12 protein-coding genes are annotated in these 14,180 nt (G+C 50.8%); 7 read left to right on the plus strand and 5 right to left on the minus strand.

The window, feature by feature from the left end:
- Positions 1-2 precede the first annotated feature (2 nt).
- The 6 genes from B9Z37_RS00195 (at position 3) to B9Z37_RS00220 (ending at position 8,499) form a co-directional block, all read left to right on the plus strand.
- Entirely contained in the window at positions 3-809 is an 807-nt protein-coding gene (locus B9Z37_RS00195) for a TatD family hydrolase (RefSeq protein ID WP_108311088.1), read from the plus strand.
- 6 nt (positions 810-815) lie between these two features.
- Complete coding sequence (locus tag B9Z37_RS00200; RefSeq protein ID WP_338066577.1) at positions 816-1,679, plus strand: ankyrin repeat domain-containing protein; 864 nt, start codon at positions 816-818, stop codon at positions 1,677-1,679.
- Between the two features lie 179 nt (positions 1,680-1,858).
- Positions 1,859-3,928: an integrase core domain-containing protein gene (locus B9Z37_RS00205; RefSeq protein WP_146179672.1), complete on the plus strand. Its 2,070-nt coding sequence runs from the start codon at positions 1,859-1,861 to the stop codon at positions 3,926-3,928.
- A complete protein-coding gene (locus tag B9Z37_RS00210; RefSeq protein WP_100120316.1) occupies positions 3,928-4,941 on the plus strand; it encodes an ATP-binding protein in 1,014 nt (337 codons plus the stop codon). Before B9Z37_RS00205 ends, B9Z37_RS00210 begins: the two co-directional genes overlap by 1 nt.
- A 4-nt stretch (positions 4,942-4,945) precedes the next feature.
- Positions 4,946-6,799, plus strand: coding sequence for a hypothetical protein (locus tag B9Z37_RS14240; RefSeq protein WP_146179673.1), 1,854 nt, complete (start codon positions 4,946-4,948; stop codon positions 6,797-6,799).
- 647 nt (positions 6,800-7,446) lie between these two features.
- The gene (locus B9Z37_RS00220) at positions 7,447-8,499 is read left to right on the plus strand and encodes a DMT family transporter (RefSeq protein WP_108311823.1); all 1,053 of its coding nucleotides are present in this window, start codon (positions 7,447-7,449) and stop codon (positions 8,497-8,499) included.
- 92 nt (positions 8,500-8,591) lie between these two features.
- Here the strand turns inward: B9Z37_RS00220 and B9Z37_RS14245 are convergent, their stop codons facing one another.
- The 3 genes from B9Z37_RS14245 to istA form a co-directional block, all read right to left on the minus strand.
- Positions 8,592-8,822 (minus strand): hypothetical protein, encoded by a 231-nt coding sequence (locus tag B9Z37_RS14245; RefSeq protein WP_146179675.1) that lies wholly within the window; start codon positions 8,820-8,822, stop codon positions 8,592-8,594.
- Between the two features lie 198 nt (positions 8,823-9,020).
- Positions 9,021-9,773 carry an IS21-like element helper ATPase IstB gene (istB, locus tag B9Z37_RS00225; RefSeq protein WP_108311091.1) on the minus strand — a complete coding sequence of 251 codons (753 nt, stop codon included), beginning with the start codon at positions 9,771-9,773 and terminating at the stop codon, positions 9,021-9,023.
- On the minus strand, positions 9,770-11,308 hold the full coding sequence (istA, locus tag B9Z37_RS00230) for an IS21 family transposase (protein ID WP_108311092.1): 1,539 nt from the start codon (positions 11,306-11,308) through the stop codon (positions 9,770-9,772). Before istA ends, istB begins: the two co-directional genes overlap by 4 nt.
- A gap of 573 nt (positions 11,309-11,881) precedes the next feature.
- Here istA and B9Z37_RS00240 point away from each other — a divergent pair.
- Positions 11,882-12,625 carry a hypothetical protein gene (locus B9Z37_RS00240; protein WP_108311093.1) on the plus strand — a complete coding sequence of 248 codons (744 nt, stop codon included), beginning with the start codon at positions 11,882-11,884 and terminating at the stop codon, positions 12,623-12,625.
- A 703-nt stretch (positions 12,626-13,328) separates the two neighbouring features.
- Here the strand turns inward: B9Z37_RS00240 and B9Z37_RS00245 are convergent.
- Positions 13,329-13,673: a copper-binding protein gene (locus B9Z37_RS00245; protein ID WP_090142667.1), complete on the minus strand. Its 345-nt coding sequence runs from the start codon at positions 13,671-13,673 to the stop codon at positions 13,329-13,331.
- Positions 13,674-13,680: 7 nt separating this feature from the next.
- Positions 13,681-14,163 carry a DUF411 domain-containing protein gene (locus B9Z37_RS00250; protein ID WP_089957688.1) on the minus strand — a complete coding sequence of 161 codons (483 nt, stop codon included), beginning with the start codon at positions 14,161-14,163 and terminating at the stop codon, positions 13,681-13,683.
- Positions 14,164-14,180: the final 17 nt, after the last annotated feature.

Raw genomic sequence — 14,180 nt, forward strand, 5'->3', positions numbered from 1 at the left:
ACATGTACACCGATTCCCACTGCCACCTGAATTTTCCGGAGTTGATGAGCCAGCTGGACAGCATCCAAGAGGCCATGCTGGCAGCCCAAGTGACCCGTGCCATGGTCATTTGCACCACCATGGAAAAGTTTGACGAGGTGCATAACCTGGCCATGGCCCACGACAACATGTGGGCCACGGTGGGCGTTCACCCTGATAACGAAGGCGTGCGCGAGCCTAGCTTGCAGGATTTGCTGGATGGGGCTGCACGAGCCAAAGTCGTGGCCATTGGCGAGACAGGCCTTGACTACTACCAGATGGACGAGCGCAAAGGCGGGCGAACCATCGCGGACATGGAATGGCAGCGCGAACGCTTTCGCACCCACATCCGGGCGGCGCGACAGACGGGCTTGCCTTTGGTCATTCACACACGCCAGGCTTCGGATGACACGATCGCGATCCTGAAAGAAGAGGGCGAAACCGGTGGGGCGGGGTGCGCAGGTGGTGTGTTCCACTGCTTCACCGAAAGCCAGGCCGTGGCCAGGGCGGCCTTGGACCTTGGTTTTTACATTTCCCTTTCGGGGATTTTGACGTTCAAGACAGCGGCTGACTTGCGTGAAGTGGCCAAATTTGTGCCCGATGACCGGCTTTTGATTGAGACCGACAGCCCGTATCTGGCGCCTGTGCCTTACCGCGGCAAGCTGAATAACCCTTCTTATGTGCCCTTGGTGGCCAAGCTTTTGGGCGAGTTGCGCGGCAGCAGTTCAGCGGCGATTGGCGAGTTGACCACGCGAAACTTCTTGAAATTGTTTGCCAAAACAGCCGATTGATTGTTCATGCAGTACATTCAATTTTTTAAGAAGTTCATTGTTTTTATTGGACTTTTGGTAATTATCCTGAGTTCTTCTGCGGGCTCTTACGAGGATTTTTTCAAAGCCGTCCAGTTTGACGATGTCAAAACTGTTCAGACTTTGCTGCAGCGTGGTTTTGACCCGAATACCGTCAACCCAGCTGGCATGACAGGGTTGATGATCGCCGTGCGCGAGCCCTCGCTCAAGGTCGCTCAGTTGTTGGTTGGCTGGCCCAAGGTGAAAACCGAGGTCCGAAATGACAAGGATGAAAGCGTCCTGATGTTGGCCGCACTCAAGGGCTATTTGCCTTTGGTCAAGCAACTGGTTGAACACGACGCCGATGTGAACAAACCTGGCTGGACGCCTTTGCATTACGCTGCATCCGCGGGCCAGGTGGCCGTGATCGAATTCTTGCTCGAGAACAGCGCTTACATCGACGCCGAATCGCCCAACGGCAGCACCCCCTTGATGATGGCTGCGATGTACGGCAGCCCCGAGGCGGTCAAGGTATTGATCCAGGCGGGTGCCGATCTCGACGTCAAAAACCAGCTGGGCATGACGGCACTCGATTTTGCAGTGCGTGGCAACCGCCAAAACGCCAAGGAATTGATTGAGACGGGCCTGCAGCGCCAGGCTGCGCGAGCTGCCAAGGCTCAGACAGATGAGCCTGCGCCAATCGGTGTGGCTGTGCCAGCTGCAGCACTGGAAGCCACAACACAAGCCGCTCCGGTCAGTACGTCGTCAACACCCAAAGTACCGGCAGCCGTACCCGTACCGGTAGTGCCTGTTTTGCCGCCAGCTGCTGCGGCATCCGTGCCCGCAAGCAAACCCGTCAAAACCGGTTGGTGATCTGTTGGTGTGAATTCAACGTTCACACAAGTAAATTTGATGCTACGAACAGCTGGATCTTCCCTCTGGAGGGTGTCTCTTTCCAAGTAAAGTTGATGCTACGAATTCCAAGTAAAGTTGACGTTAAGTGATTCTTCCTTTTTAATGAGTCTTGGATAGACCTTTAACTAGGAGGTTCTATGGCTTTATCGGGACGAATTGGATATCGCTCAACTCCGAATTCTGAGCTATCGAGCCAGAGCATTGACCTTGGCAATTGGCCTATGGTGGATGAGAACAGCTTGTCAGCTGCTCGCAAAACTAAATTTTTAGCCCGAAAAAAAGCCATTGAGCTGTATCTCAAGGGTGCTACCGATGCAGTTTTGCAGAAGAAAACGGGTGAAAAACGATCCAATATCTACCGAATCATCACAAACCGATGCCTTCAAAGGCACTCAGATGGGGATATTTTTGGTTGGCGAGGAGCACTTCCACATTTCCGTGTGACCGCTTACGAGCGTCAAACTGCACCTGTTGTTCACGAAAATGGGGCTGGAGCAACCGGCGCGTTGAAGTGGCTACTTGAACGTCCACAGTTCAAAGATTTGAAAGATCGTTTTCACAAACGAATCCTCAATAACGCCGATTCTCTTGCACACCCTAAAATCAATGTTCAAACGATCTTTCGATGGTTCATTGACGAGCTAAGAAAAGCTGGCTTGGAAGATCAGAAAGCCTGGCCATTCAATTCAGAGTCGCTCGGCTATGAGTCAGTTCGTCTGTACATTAAGAAGGTTTTGGCAGAGCATCCTTTTTTAGCCATGTCAAAAATGGGGGGGCCTGACGCAATTGCAAAAGCCAAAGCCTCCGATGGAACCCGACGACCTGATTTCAAGCTGTTTGATCGGGTCGAGTGTGATGCCCACAAATTGGACTGCCGAATGGTGGTCATGGTGCCGTCTCCTCACGGCGGTTATGAACCCAGAAAAATCCGCCGCATCTGGATCATCGTGATCATTGACGTCAGATCCCGTGCAGTTCTGGGGTATCACATCAGCTTGCGACGCGAATGCAGTGCGCTCGACGTTCTGATCACCATCAAAAATGCTTTATCCAAGTGGGCCCCAAGAACCTTGACGTTTTGTGAGGATGGGTACGCAGAAGGCGCGGCCTTGCCATCCGCACACTCTGAAGTCTATTTGTCAGCTTGCTGGAATGAGTTCAGCGTTGATGGCGCATTGGCCAACGTTTGCCCCAGAGTCGAGGAGCCATTGCTGCATATTGTTGGCGCCAAGGTCATCAAACCCCAAGACCCTACGTCTTACAGTTCAAGGCGCAGCAAAGATGATCGGCCATTCATTGAGTCGTTTTTCAGGGTTTTGGCCTCTGGCACCATGCACCGACTCTCTCCGAGCACAGGCAGCAGTCACGAAGATAAGAAAGGACGAGATCCAGAAAAAATTGCTGCGGAGGTCCAGTTCCAACTTGACTATGCTGAGGAGTTGCTGGATGTCACCATCGCGAACTACAACGCCACGCCACATACAGGTCTGGGCTATCGCAGTCCTCTAGCTCAAATGGACTTCTTGTCTTCCAAAACAAAAAATCGCATTCGTCACGCTGACCCAGAGCTCGTTAAAAGAATGGCGGGAAGCAGAAAGGTCTGCACATTGCTTGGCGGCGAATACACGGGCAAAAGACCGTATTTCAACTTTGAGAACGCCAAATACACCTCCGAGTGGCTGGTTCAACGTCCGGATCTTCTCGGTAAAAAACTATGGCTTCAACTGGATGACGAAACAGACGCACGCTGGGCCACAGTCTCCGATTCAAATGGTCTGATCTACGGAACCGTCCATGTTCAACCGCCGTGGCACCGATCACCCCACACCCTTTACATGCGGCAAGCCATTCGGGCACTTGCGACAAAGCGATTGTTATTTCTGACCGGCAATAGGGATCCCGTCCAGGCGTTAATTGAATACGCTGAGATACATGCCAATAAAAAGCTACCTGTTCATCCGGCCTATCTGCAGGCGCGACGAATCATGATGACAAGCACTCAAGCGCTGGATGAAATGAAAGAGCCGAACTTTTCGGTGCCAGACGTCATGGGTGAAATCAACCGTCAGGCCATGCCCGAAGAGCTGACCAAGGTCTCCGGAGCATCCAAGAAAACGAAGGGCACCTCACCGCCACCTGAGCCGAAACCCAAATCTGCAAGCCAGAGCGCTCCACTTCCCAAGATGCGCATGGCAAAGACCTGGTGATGGAAAACTCAGACTTTCAGCTCGTTCCAGAGCACATCCCCAAAGACCATCCCCTGGTCACGAGAGATTACTCGTTGTTCACCCCCGCCATTGAAAAAATGGTGAGCACCATCGGACGATGGCTGGACGATCAATTTGATGGTGCCACCATTTATGGGGCCTCTCGACTGGGTAAATCTAGCGCTGTGGATAACTGGCTCGAAGGCTTGCTTGCTGCCAGGTATGGAGGATTCATACCGATGGTGATCTGGAGTCATACCGAATCGGGCGGTGCCAGCGCATCCGGGCGGTTTTATGCAAATTTGCTGGAAGCAGCCAAGCATCGGTTGGCCAGATCAACCCGTAGCCCAACGGAACGCTTGGGAATGCTCGTGGACCGTTTTGAACAATTGTCAGCACAGGCGGGCGGACGTTTTGTTGTACTTGTGATTGACGAAGCACAAGGCATGACGATGCGCGAGTGGTTGTGGCTTGTCGAGCTGCACAGCATGCTGGAGAAAAAGAGGATTCGGTTGTGTGTGATTTCCATCGCTTCTGTTCAATTTCGGGATGACCCGATCAATCTCGCCATGGCTGGCGGTGCACATGTCGCTGCGAGGTTCTTGCTTACCGCTGCCAGGTTTCATGGCATTTGCGATGAGGCGCAATTGGGGTACGTGATGTCCGGGTATGACGAAGGCTCTGAATGGCCTGTTGGATCGGGCATTTCTTTTACTGCCAGCATCATCCCTGAGCTTTGGAGCAATGGATTTCGCCTTGCCAGTTATGCGGCACCACTTTGGGAAGAGTTCATCAACCAATTGCCGCATCGCTATGACGGGCCGCATGAAATTCCAATGAAAACCATCTCTGTGGTGTGCAGACGGATTCTCCTTTTGCTGGCGTCTGGACGAGCGGTGTCTGATGTGCTGTCAAAAAAATCCATCAGTGAAATCGTCGAGCATTCTGGCCATGGTGCCCTGATGGCGATTATTTCAGCGGGGGCACCAAGGGGACGAACACCAAAGGGGTAAGCGCATGACAACTCTGACATGGAAGCCAGGCACGCTGTTGCCCTACACGTCACTTTGGCTGACATTGAGAAAACTGGCCCACTTGAACAAACTCAGAATTTCTGACTTTCCACTGAGTGAAGATTTTTCACCCAGGGCGAAACGTGCGCAGAGTCAAAGCCGTTCGGTTCAAAATGTTGATCTTCGAGTTTTGGCTCGATTGATGGGTGAGCCAGTTCAATTGTTTTCATTTTGTGATCATCGATTCATTCCATACTGCTGGCAATTCTTGTTCACACCCCAAAACGGCTACTGCCCAAAGTGCTTGGAGTTGGGATATCACACCAGGCTCTTTTCACTGAAATTGCTTACTCAGTGCCCGATCCACGAGGAGCCTCTGCACGTCGAATGTTCGTGCATGAAGAACGATGGAGAGCGTGTTGATGCCATGTCTCTTGCCTATCCAAATACTTGCCAATGTTCAAGCCTGAAGTATTTCGATCCAGCGCGCTTGCACGGAAACGATCATCGTTTGATCGACACCGAAAAACTCAAGCCGCTTGCCGATTGGTTGACATCGTTGAGCGCCATTTATGTGGCCTCGTACATGAACAGAAAATTTGATGCTTTGCACGAGGAAGAATGGCTCATTCGACTCAAAGAATTGTGTGAAATCCAAGCTATCGCATATCCGAATGCATTGATCAAATATGAAACACCTAATTACCGTTACGCCTACAGAACTAAGAGTATTGAATTTCGAGAGCTACCAAATAAACCTCGGCTGGGAGTCGAGCAGGGTGGTCACACTGATTTTTGGAGAATGAGTTTTGTACCAACAGATGTCTACAAATCTGTAGCGCGGTATTTGCGTCGGCACGTGGTTCCGCGATCTGATTATTGGGTGTGGCAATTCAGAAAGTGCATAACGCCAGAGGCGATTGCGGCACTGCTGCGATCCAACCGGCAAGCCCGTCTTGCATTCATAGAGCTGATTTGGGCCAGAACCGTTGAGCCGACGGTGGACATAAGGCGCTGGGATGAGCGTAATAAATTCCCCCCAGAAGTAGGGTGGTACAGATGCAAATTTTCAGAGTTCTTGGGCGAGGCGTCCGTTGGATTTGAGCAGTACCTTCAGAGGGCGTCAAAAGCAGAGAATTCATTATGGGTCCGAAGTCACGTCTTTGGCCTTTACTGCCTGGCAGTTTGGAAAGAAGCAGAGCGATTTGTTGAATACAAGATCAAACAGGGACGATGCACTTGGTCAACCGATGAAATTCGTCAGTTAAACCTTTTCCAGATCACAGTGACCCGGCCTACTGCACGAAGTCTGGAATTCACAAGCTTTGTGGATGAACCCTTGGCGCTGACACGAAAAATCGGACGAAGCAAATCACAAAGAGTTTTGGATCATGACAACCTTGCCCAAGCGATGAAAGAAAAGTGTGGGTCAGGTCTTTGTTTGACTTGGTCCGAGCGTGATGGTTGGCACACAGCGCCAAGTGTTGAACTCTGTGATGGTTGGAAAATCCACCATGTGTCCATCGCTCCCAGACGACGAATCAAATCAATCCTGGTCTACTCAGGAGGGTACTTTTACCTACGGTTGGTTGACTACAAAATTCAAGTCTTTTCAGTCCGCACGTGCGACCTGTTCGGTTTTATGCGCCTGCAATTTGCTCAATTTTGCAAGATGAACAACCTCTCGCTCTCCAACGATGAGCATAATTTTGCTCACCCTTTGAAGGCTATTTCGAGTCCGGTATGTAGGAGTTTTGATCAATATAAATATTTATGTGAACGTGAAATTGATCGGCATGGATTTTGCGCATCAGATCGTCGTATCGAAGCCTTTCGGTTGAACGGGTTGGTCTCATAGCGAAATGATTTCGTTGAAATATGGCCAATTCAGACCCGGTCACCTATCACTGCCTTGAGGGTGAGGTAGAGGCCATAAGCGGACGATAAGAATATTGCATCAACCTGAGCTTCAGGCTGATTGCAGGCGTTTGTGCAACCTGGTCGGACCAACCTCCATCGACCCAAAGTGGTCATTACTTGCAGTTATTGTGCAATTTCCAATTTTCCTCGTGCCACATCGCTTTTGCAAAGTCGGGCACCCTACACAGCTCAACTTCTGCTGGACCAATGCTTACAGCCTGTTTTGCGGGTGTCTCAGGACGTAAGTCACTTACCCTCTCAGGCGCTGTGCTTTAGATCCGTTGGGAAATAGTGAACACAGCTGCGAAAAAAACCAGCACGATTGCTACTCGCGACATGGACATCTTGGGAATTTGATTGGGAGGTATTTCACAAACACCACCGGGACAAAGTTGCGCTTTCTCCTTGTTCCACAGGTTGTGACCCTGCTGTCCCTTGGTATGCGATAGGATGTCAGCTACATCGCCTGCCAAATTTGCTGAGGCATTTTTTACTTAAAGACTAAGAGTAAATGCATCACACTCTCGTTGGTACCGACCAACATTTTGTTTATTGCATGTGTCGAAAGGCTTGCAGATGAGCAGCCTGCACCGTTCAGCGCTTGCGGCCTTAGGAGCGGCCTTTTTGTTTGGAGCCAGTACGCCCTTCGCCAAACAACTTCTGGGAGATGGGCCAAACTCATCCATTCCCTTTATGTTAGCGGGCTTACTTTATTTGGGCAGCGGCTTGGGTTTGGCGATGATCCGGCTGATTCGTGATCGAGGCTGGAAGTCTTCGGGCATTGCGCGCCAAGAGTGGCCCTGGTTGTTCGGCGCGATTGCTTTTGGTGGGATTCTGGGGCCACTGCTTTTGATGGTGGGGCTTTCGCACACAAGCGCTTCCACGGCTTCACTTTTCTTGAATCTGGAATCCGTGCTGACAGCCGCTTTGGCTTGGCTGGTGTTCAAAGAAAGCACCGATCGCCGAATCGTTTTGGGTATGGCGCTGATTGTCTTGGGTGGAGCCGTATTGGCATGGCCCAGTGGGGAAACCATAGCTTCTGGCATCGGACCGCTTGCATTGGCCGGAGCTTGCCTTGCTTGGGCCATTGACAATAACTTAACGCGCAAAGTTTCAGCCTCAGATGCCTTGTTCATAGCGGGGAGCAAAGGCTTGGTCGCGGGATGCGTCAATACGGTGCTGGGGTTAGCGCTCGGTGCAAGTTGGCCCGCTTTGCCGATGCTCTCGTCGGCGTTGCTGATTGGATTCTTCGGATATGGCCTGAGCTTGGTGTTGTTTGTGCTGGCACTTCGCGAACTGGGTACTGCGAGAACCGGTGCTTATTTTTCAACAGCACCATTTGTAGGCGCTACCATCGCGATTGCTGTTTTTGGTGAAGCCACCAGCATGGCCTTTTGGATGGCAATGGGTTTGATGTCGGTTGGTGTTTGGTTGCATCTGACCGAACGTCATGCGCATGAACATACCCACGTAGAACTTTTTCATGGGCACGCTCACCGTCATGACGAACACCACCTTCATGTTCATGACTTTGAATGGGATGGTGTTGAGCCTCATTCACATGCTCACAAGCATGCAAAAATCAAACACGAGCATGCTCATTTCCCGGACGTTCACCATCCACATTCGCATTCATGACACCAAACCAAGCGTGTTGAGTGTTTGCGCCATGAACGTCACTGCCACTCCCACCGCCAATGACAACCAGTCATGGCGGGGGCCCCAGAACATCAAAGCAAAGTGATGTCTTTGATCAAACGGGAACGCAGTGCGCGCCGTTTGAGTTGATCAACTGAGTCATCTGTCCACCAATGTGAAGAGTTGCCCCAGATCCAATCGGTACCCGTAATCCCTAGTAACTGAACTTCTCCCTTCGTACCTGAAATTGTTCGATCAAAGGTCTTGCCTCCAACATTGAAGGTGATTTGATGAGTCCCCTCTTTTAATCGCAGGCGAATCATGGAGTTTGGAACAGTCTCCATCGCTGCGCCACCATCTGCGTATTCCAGAACCTATTGACCATCCGCTCCAATCCCTCGTGACCATCACTTCCAGTCAAAGCTGACCACTCAGTCCAGCAAGTTGACCAAAGAAAAAAGTATGGCGATTTGACCAGGATAGTAGTCAGACTGACATGGTCAATCTGACTACTCAGACTATCAGCTGGATTGCATTTTTTTTCGAGCCATTGTTTTTCGCATGGACTCCCCCTTCAGGGATAACCGATGCGATTGATGCACCACGCGATCCAATATCGCATCAGCCAGCGTGGGATCAGGAAAAAACCCATGCCATTGATCGGTTGGGTACTGCGTTGTGATGAGCAATGAGCCTGTGCGCATTCGACGATCAATCACATCAAGCAAGAACTGCGACGCATGTTGATTCATCTCACCCAAACCCAGATCGTCAAGTATCAACAAACTTGGTTTGCTCAATGACAGCTTCAGAGCGGGCAATGAGCCATCAAGCAATGACTCTGTGATTGATCCGTAAAGATCACTGGCGCGATAGAAAAGGACTGGCATTTTCAGCCTGCACGCCTGCTGGCCAAATGCACACGCAAGCCACGTCTTACCAACACCCGTAGCGCCTTGGATGATCAAATTTTGCTGACGCCTTATCCAATCACAGCTTGCCAAAGATGCCAACTGTGCCTTGTCTAGTCCACGGTTTACCTTGTATTCCACATCCTCAAATGAAGCCAATTCAGGCATCCCTGCGCCTCGGATCAAACGCTTCAACTTTCGGGCCTCACGCTCGGATGCCTCGTGATCAACAAGCATTGCAAAGCGATCATCAAAACTGACATCATGCAATTTGGGTTGCTGAAGCTGCATGTCGTAAGCATCGGCCATTGGAACGAGCTTGAGCTCTCGAAGGCGAGTGATGGTTTGTTGCGTGCTGCTCATGCTGATTCTCCAAAATAACTAGGACCACGCAATTCACCAATGACTTTGACTTTTGGTGCTTGAGTGATAGAAAAACGTTTGTCTGCATCCTCTTTGAGGATGGATGTGATGCTGCGAAGTGAGGTGATATTCAATGGCATCGCGTAGGCGCAGACCTCTTCAAATCGGGCCTCACCGTAGTCCCTTGCGAGGTCACGCATTCGTCGTGCAGCTTTGACGCCGTTTGTGATGTCGCTTCGGTTTTCAAGTTGATGCCGAATCATCAACTCCACATTGCCGCCGACATTCATCGCCCATGCCAACAATGCCCGAGGTTCGGCATCAAGCACTCGGCTGTGAATGACGGGCCGATGCTCTGGTATCGTGCTGGCATCTCCTTGTGTCTCAATTAAAGGGTGAAGGGCAACCCTTCGACCTCGGTGGAAGATTTCAATCACAGTGGATGTAAACCTGAGGTCCACGCTTTCTCGTGCTAGCGTGTGAGGCACTGAATAGAAGCGTCTTTGATGTTCGACGTGATAGTCATCTTGTACCCTGACGCTATATCGCCAATCACTCAATTCAAATGCCGTTCCAGGCAATGGCTTGAGGCTCGCTTTTTCTGTTTCCAGAAAGCGATCCAATCGACAGCCTGGTAGCCGTTTAAATGGATGGCGATTCATTTCTTCGGCCTTGATACGGAGTTCTGCATTCAACTCGGCAAGGCTGAAGAAAATGCGATCACGAAGTGAAAACAAAGCCCATCGTTGAGCGATTTGCACGCCCACTTCAGCCTTGGCTTTGTGTTTGGGCTTTCGTGCTCCCGTTGGTAGAGGTGCCGTGTCGTAATGGCTGAGGCAATCTCTGTAGGCTGGGTTGATCACCGTTCGATCCCGTTCACGCCGCCAAACGGCCGCTTTAAGGTTGTCGCTGACGACCCACTCTGGCACACCACCCAGAGCCTCGAAACAATTGGCGTGACATTTCAGCCAGTCTTTGGTGGTCTGACTTGCCGTGGCTTCGATGTACGTGTAGTTTGAGTACCCAAGCACAGCCACAAAGATTTGAGCAAAGGTCGATGGGCCACCGTTTTGATCTCGGATTTCAACGGTCCGGCCCGCAAAATCCACAAACAGCTTTTCACCTGGTCGGTGCGTGCGTCGCATCACCACATGCTGATTTTTTGTCCAAGCGCTATAGAGCATGGCAAATTGTGAGTAGCCCACCCCGTCAGGGGTGGTCTCGCGCCACTCTCGCCAAAGACGCTCTAGAGTTGCGTCGGGTCGCCGCATTTCGGTATGAATCCATTCACAATCTGGATGCGTCTTGAGTTGCGCAACAGACCGATCTTGGGTTCCAAGTGCTGCCCGCCAGGCATCATCATCTAACGGCGAAAGCTCTTGCCAACTCAAGCCAGAGGCATCCACTTGCTGTCGAAATTTTCGGATCGTGTCGTGGTGCGTCCCAGTTGTTCTTGAAATTGCTCGGTGAGCCAACGTCGGGTCATAAAAGTGCTGGCGTGCAATGTCACGCTGCAAATGAACGGGTAGCCTCATGGACTGCTCCTTTGGTCAAACGAGTGCAGGAGGCATGCACTCGGGGTGAGTTAACCCACTCCCGCCCACTTGACATGAGGGGATGCTCGACCGATACTCCAACCCACAAGGTACTACTTGATTCGGCTTCGGTCGGACGCTAGGCCCGAGGTGTCCGCCTCGGGCTTTTGCGTTTCTGGGTGGCTAGATTTAGCGTCGTTCTGGTTTTTCCCTCCTTGTTTTATTCAGCGCTAGACGTGATTCGTGCCTGCGCAAGCCAGTGGGCGACATCTCTGGTGAGTGCATAAAAACCTCGTCGATGTGGCAACGTGAACAGCGTTACGGCGACTTGACCACGGTATCTGGCTTGTCTTAGCCCCGCCACACTGGCGTGTCCCAGAGCGTTGGCCAACCGCAGGCCTCCCAGCAGTGGGCCATGGGTTTGCTCCATTTCTGTTTTCAATTTTTCTGCCAAGGTGCCTGGCTCGCATGAACTCGTGGTCATTTGTTCGGGTCTCTCTACGGTTGTCACGCAGTGTTTCCGAAAGTTAGCAATTGTGGAACCCGAACGGATAATCGGAGTTTCTGTACACCATGACCATGCCCACCTTTTTGCAACCGCCAAAGCCGGGTCGCACCAAGCGAAATCCGATTGATGTCTTGCGCACGAAGGTCTGGTTTTATGCCGTCAAAGCCAGGTCGGGTTTGCCAAGTGCCTACGCCATTGAGTTGGCAATAGAGCCGTCCATCGTCAAACACAAAGAGGCAGGGGTGGTACGCCCGCGTAAATGGGATGGCTATCAAACGGGTTTACGTGTCCCGCAAAGAATGGTCGGCAAGCCATATTCAGTTGATATTGCCGATCAAAACTATCCCGGTACTGCGTCCTACTTTGATTCGCCTATTTGGGCTGTGTTGCGTGGGGATCAGCTCAATCAGAGATGGATTGACGATCAGCTGAAAGCATTAGCCCCTGCTATCACGGATCTCCTGATGGTTTCAGCACCTCCAATGCTTCAGGCCATCCCGCAACCAGATCGTTTCCAGAAATTTGATGAAGAAACGGCCTATCGGTTGGCAGAAATCGGGACATTTGAAGCGTTGGTTGCGCTCATCTTGCTTGTCAAGAAATCAGAACTGATTTCCTCTCAAGAGTTACGAGAATTGGCCCTCAACGCTTACCACCATTGCCAGTCTTGGGTGAAGGTGTTGCCAGAGATTGCGCCTATCGCACTCGATCTATTTCATGAAATTGATCTCAAGTGCAAACACTGGATCTACCCATCCCCTGAATGGCGAATGGAAGTGGTCATCTTCTCCCGTGAGATCAATCGATGACCCCTTGGTCGCACATCAAATCAAACCGACATCTGAAACTTGGGCATCTGGTCAATGGTTTTTCTCTGGACCCACCTTGGTCAACCTGGTTTTCAACCAGCGAGGCCCCCATTACCGCCGTCTTTCTTCAAGGGTCGTTGCTCCCACCCAACCAACAGCAGTCTGACCACAGTCGGCTCGTTTCAAGAGCTTGACAGGCCCAGCCCGGTCAACACACGTATCCCAGATTGGCTTGCCGCGTTGTGTCTCAGCCATTGTTAAACGTGATTCTGCGTGTGTGGTTTCCAAAATTACTGTCAGTGGACAGTCAATGAGATCAATGGCTTTGACACTGACTCTTTCATGGGTTGAACGGTACCCCCCCGCATTTAATGTCAAATTCCTATTTCGCAACACAAATTTTGTCAGTCAGCTTCCGACCCATTGCAGCCGGTCACATCTTTTAAGACGTTGACTTGTTTGTAGCGGTTGCTGCCGGTCGTGTCCCGCAGTCATTTGTGGGCTTTCTGCCAGTAGCGGTCGGTCGATCTTTAACCATCAGGCTCGGCAGCCGGTCAGTTCGGTCATAGGCCAATGACCGCTACCACACATCCTATCCAGTGCTGACGGATAGGATCCATTGATGCATGGGCCAATTTGCACAACAGGCTATGACGCCCAATGAACAGGGAGCCCTGCACATTTTCGATGCAGCGACGTTTTCTTACTGAACTAGCTGGATGTCAGTGACGATCATCTTGCCACCTTCATTGATCACCATAAACTTAATTTTTTCGCCTGGCTTGATGCTGGTCAATAAACTCTTATCTTTAGCAGTAAATACCATTGTCATTCCCGGCATATCCATATGTTTGATTTCGCCGTGTTTGATCGTGACCTTGCCAGTTTCGAGATCAATTTTCTTGACCTCTCCGTCGGTTAAAGACGGCGTCATTTGAGACATGTTCATCTTGCTGTGATCCATGACAGCTTGGGAAAAACTGCTTAAGGGAAGAGCCGCACCAATGGTCAATAGTAAAGTTGCAATTTTGGTTTGAATATTTTTCATATTTTCCTCATGAGTAAGAGTTAAAAACTTTTGATGATCCGTCTTTTTGGATTAGCAAGACTTGATACGCGTCACGCCTTGCGCCGTAGACAGGACCGTCCATTCCAGGAGATCCGATAGGCATCCCCGGAACGGCAAGACCTAACGCTTGTGGTTTTTCTTTGAGTAAACGTTGAATGTCTTCGGCTGGCACATGCCCCTCAATCACATATCCACCGACCAGAGCTGTATGACATGAAGCGAACTTTTGAGGCATACCCAGTCGAGCCCGCGCTGCGTTATTACCTTGATCGTTTACTTTCAAAGAAAAATTATTCTTTTCTAAATGAATAATCCAGTCTTTGCAACAGCCACAGTTAGGGTCTTTCCAGACTTGTATAGCTATAGCGTTTGGGCTGGCTGCAATAGCAATTGAGGACGAGCACATTGAAGCTATTCCCAACAATAGCAACCGCCTCGTTGAATTTTTTGAACTGTTTTTGTCAGTCATTTCAGCAGCCCTTTCCT

The organism is Limnohabitans parvus II-B4, assembly GCF_003063455.1.
In the GTDB taxonomy this organism is placed as follows: Bacteria; Pseudomonadota; Gammaproteobacteria; order Burkholderiales; family Burkholderiaceae_C; genus Limnohabitans_A; species Limnohabitans_A parvus.

Coding starts and splice junctions, on each gene's coding strand:
- B9Z37_RS00245 (WP_090142667.1), bottom strand. CDS start 13,673: ATGAAAAATATTCAAACCAAAATTGCAACTTTACTATTGACCATTGGT.
- B9Z37_RS14240 (WP_146179673.1), top strand. CDS start 4,946: ATGACAACTCTGACATGGAAGCCAGGCACGCTGTTGCCCTACACGTCA.
- istB (WP_108311091.1), bottom strand. CDS start 9,773: ATGAGCAGCACGCAACAAACCATCACTCGCCTTCGAGAGCTCAAGCTC.
- B9Z37_RS14245 (WP_146179675.1), bottom strand. CDS start 8,822: ATGATTCGCCTGCGATTAAAAGAGGGGACTCATCAAATCACCTTCAAT.
- B9Z37_RS00195 (WP_108311088.1), top strand. CDS start 3: ATGTACACCGATTCCCACTGCCACCTGAATTTTCCGGAGTTGATGAGC.
- B9Z37_RS00250 (WP_089957688.1), bottom strand. CDS start 14,163: ATGACTGACAAAAACAGTTCAAAAAATTCAACGAGGCGGTTGCTATTG.
- B9Z37_RS00240 (WP_108311093.1), top strand. CDS start 11,882: ATGACCATGCCCACCTTTTTGCAACCGCCAAAGCCGGGTCGCACCAAG.
- B9Z37_RS00200 (WP_338066577.1), top strand. CDS start 816: ATGCAGTACATTCAATTTTTTAAGAAGTTCATTGTTTTTATTGGACTT.
- istA (WP_108311092.1), bottom strand. CDS start 11,308: ATGAGGCTACCCGTTCATTTGCAGCGTGACATTGCACGCCAGCACTTT.
- B9Z37_RS00205 (WP_146179672.1), top strand. CDS start 1,859: ATGGCTTTATCGGGACGAATTGGATATCGCTCAACTCCGAATTCTGAG.
- B9Z37_RS00210 (WP_100120316.1), top strand. CDS start 3,928: ATGGAAAACTCAGACTTTCAGCTCGTTCCAGAGCACATCCCCAAAGAC.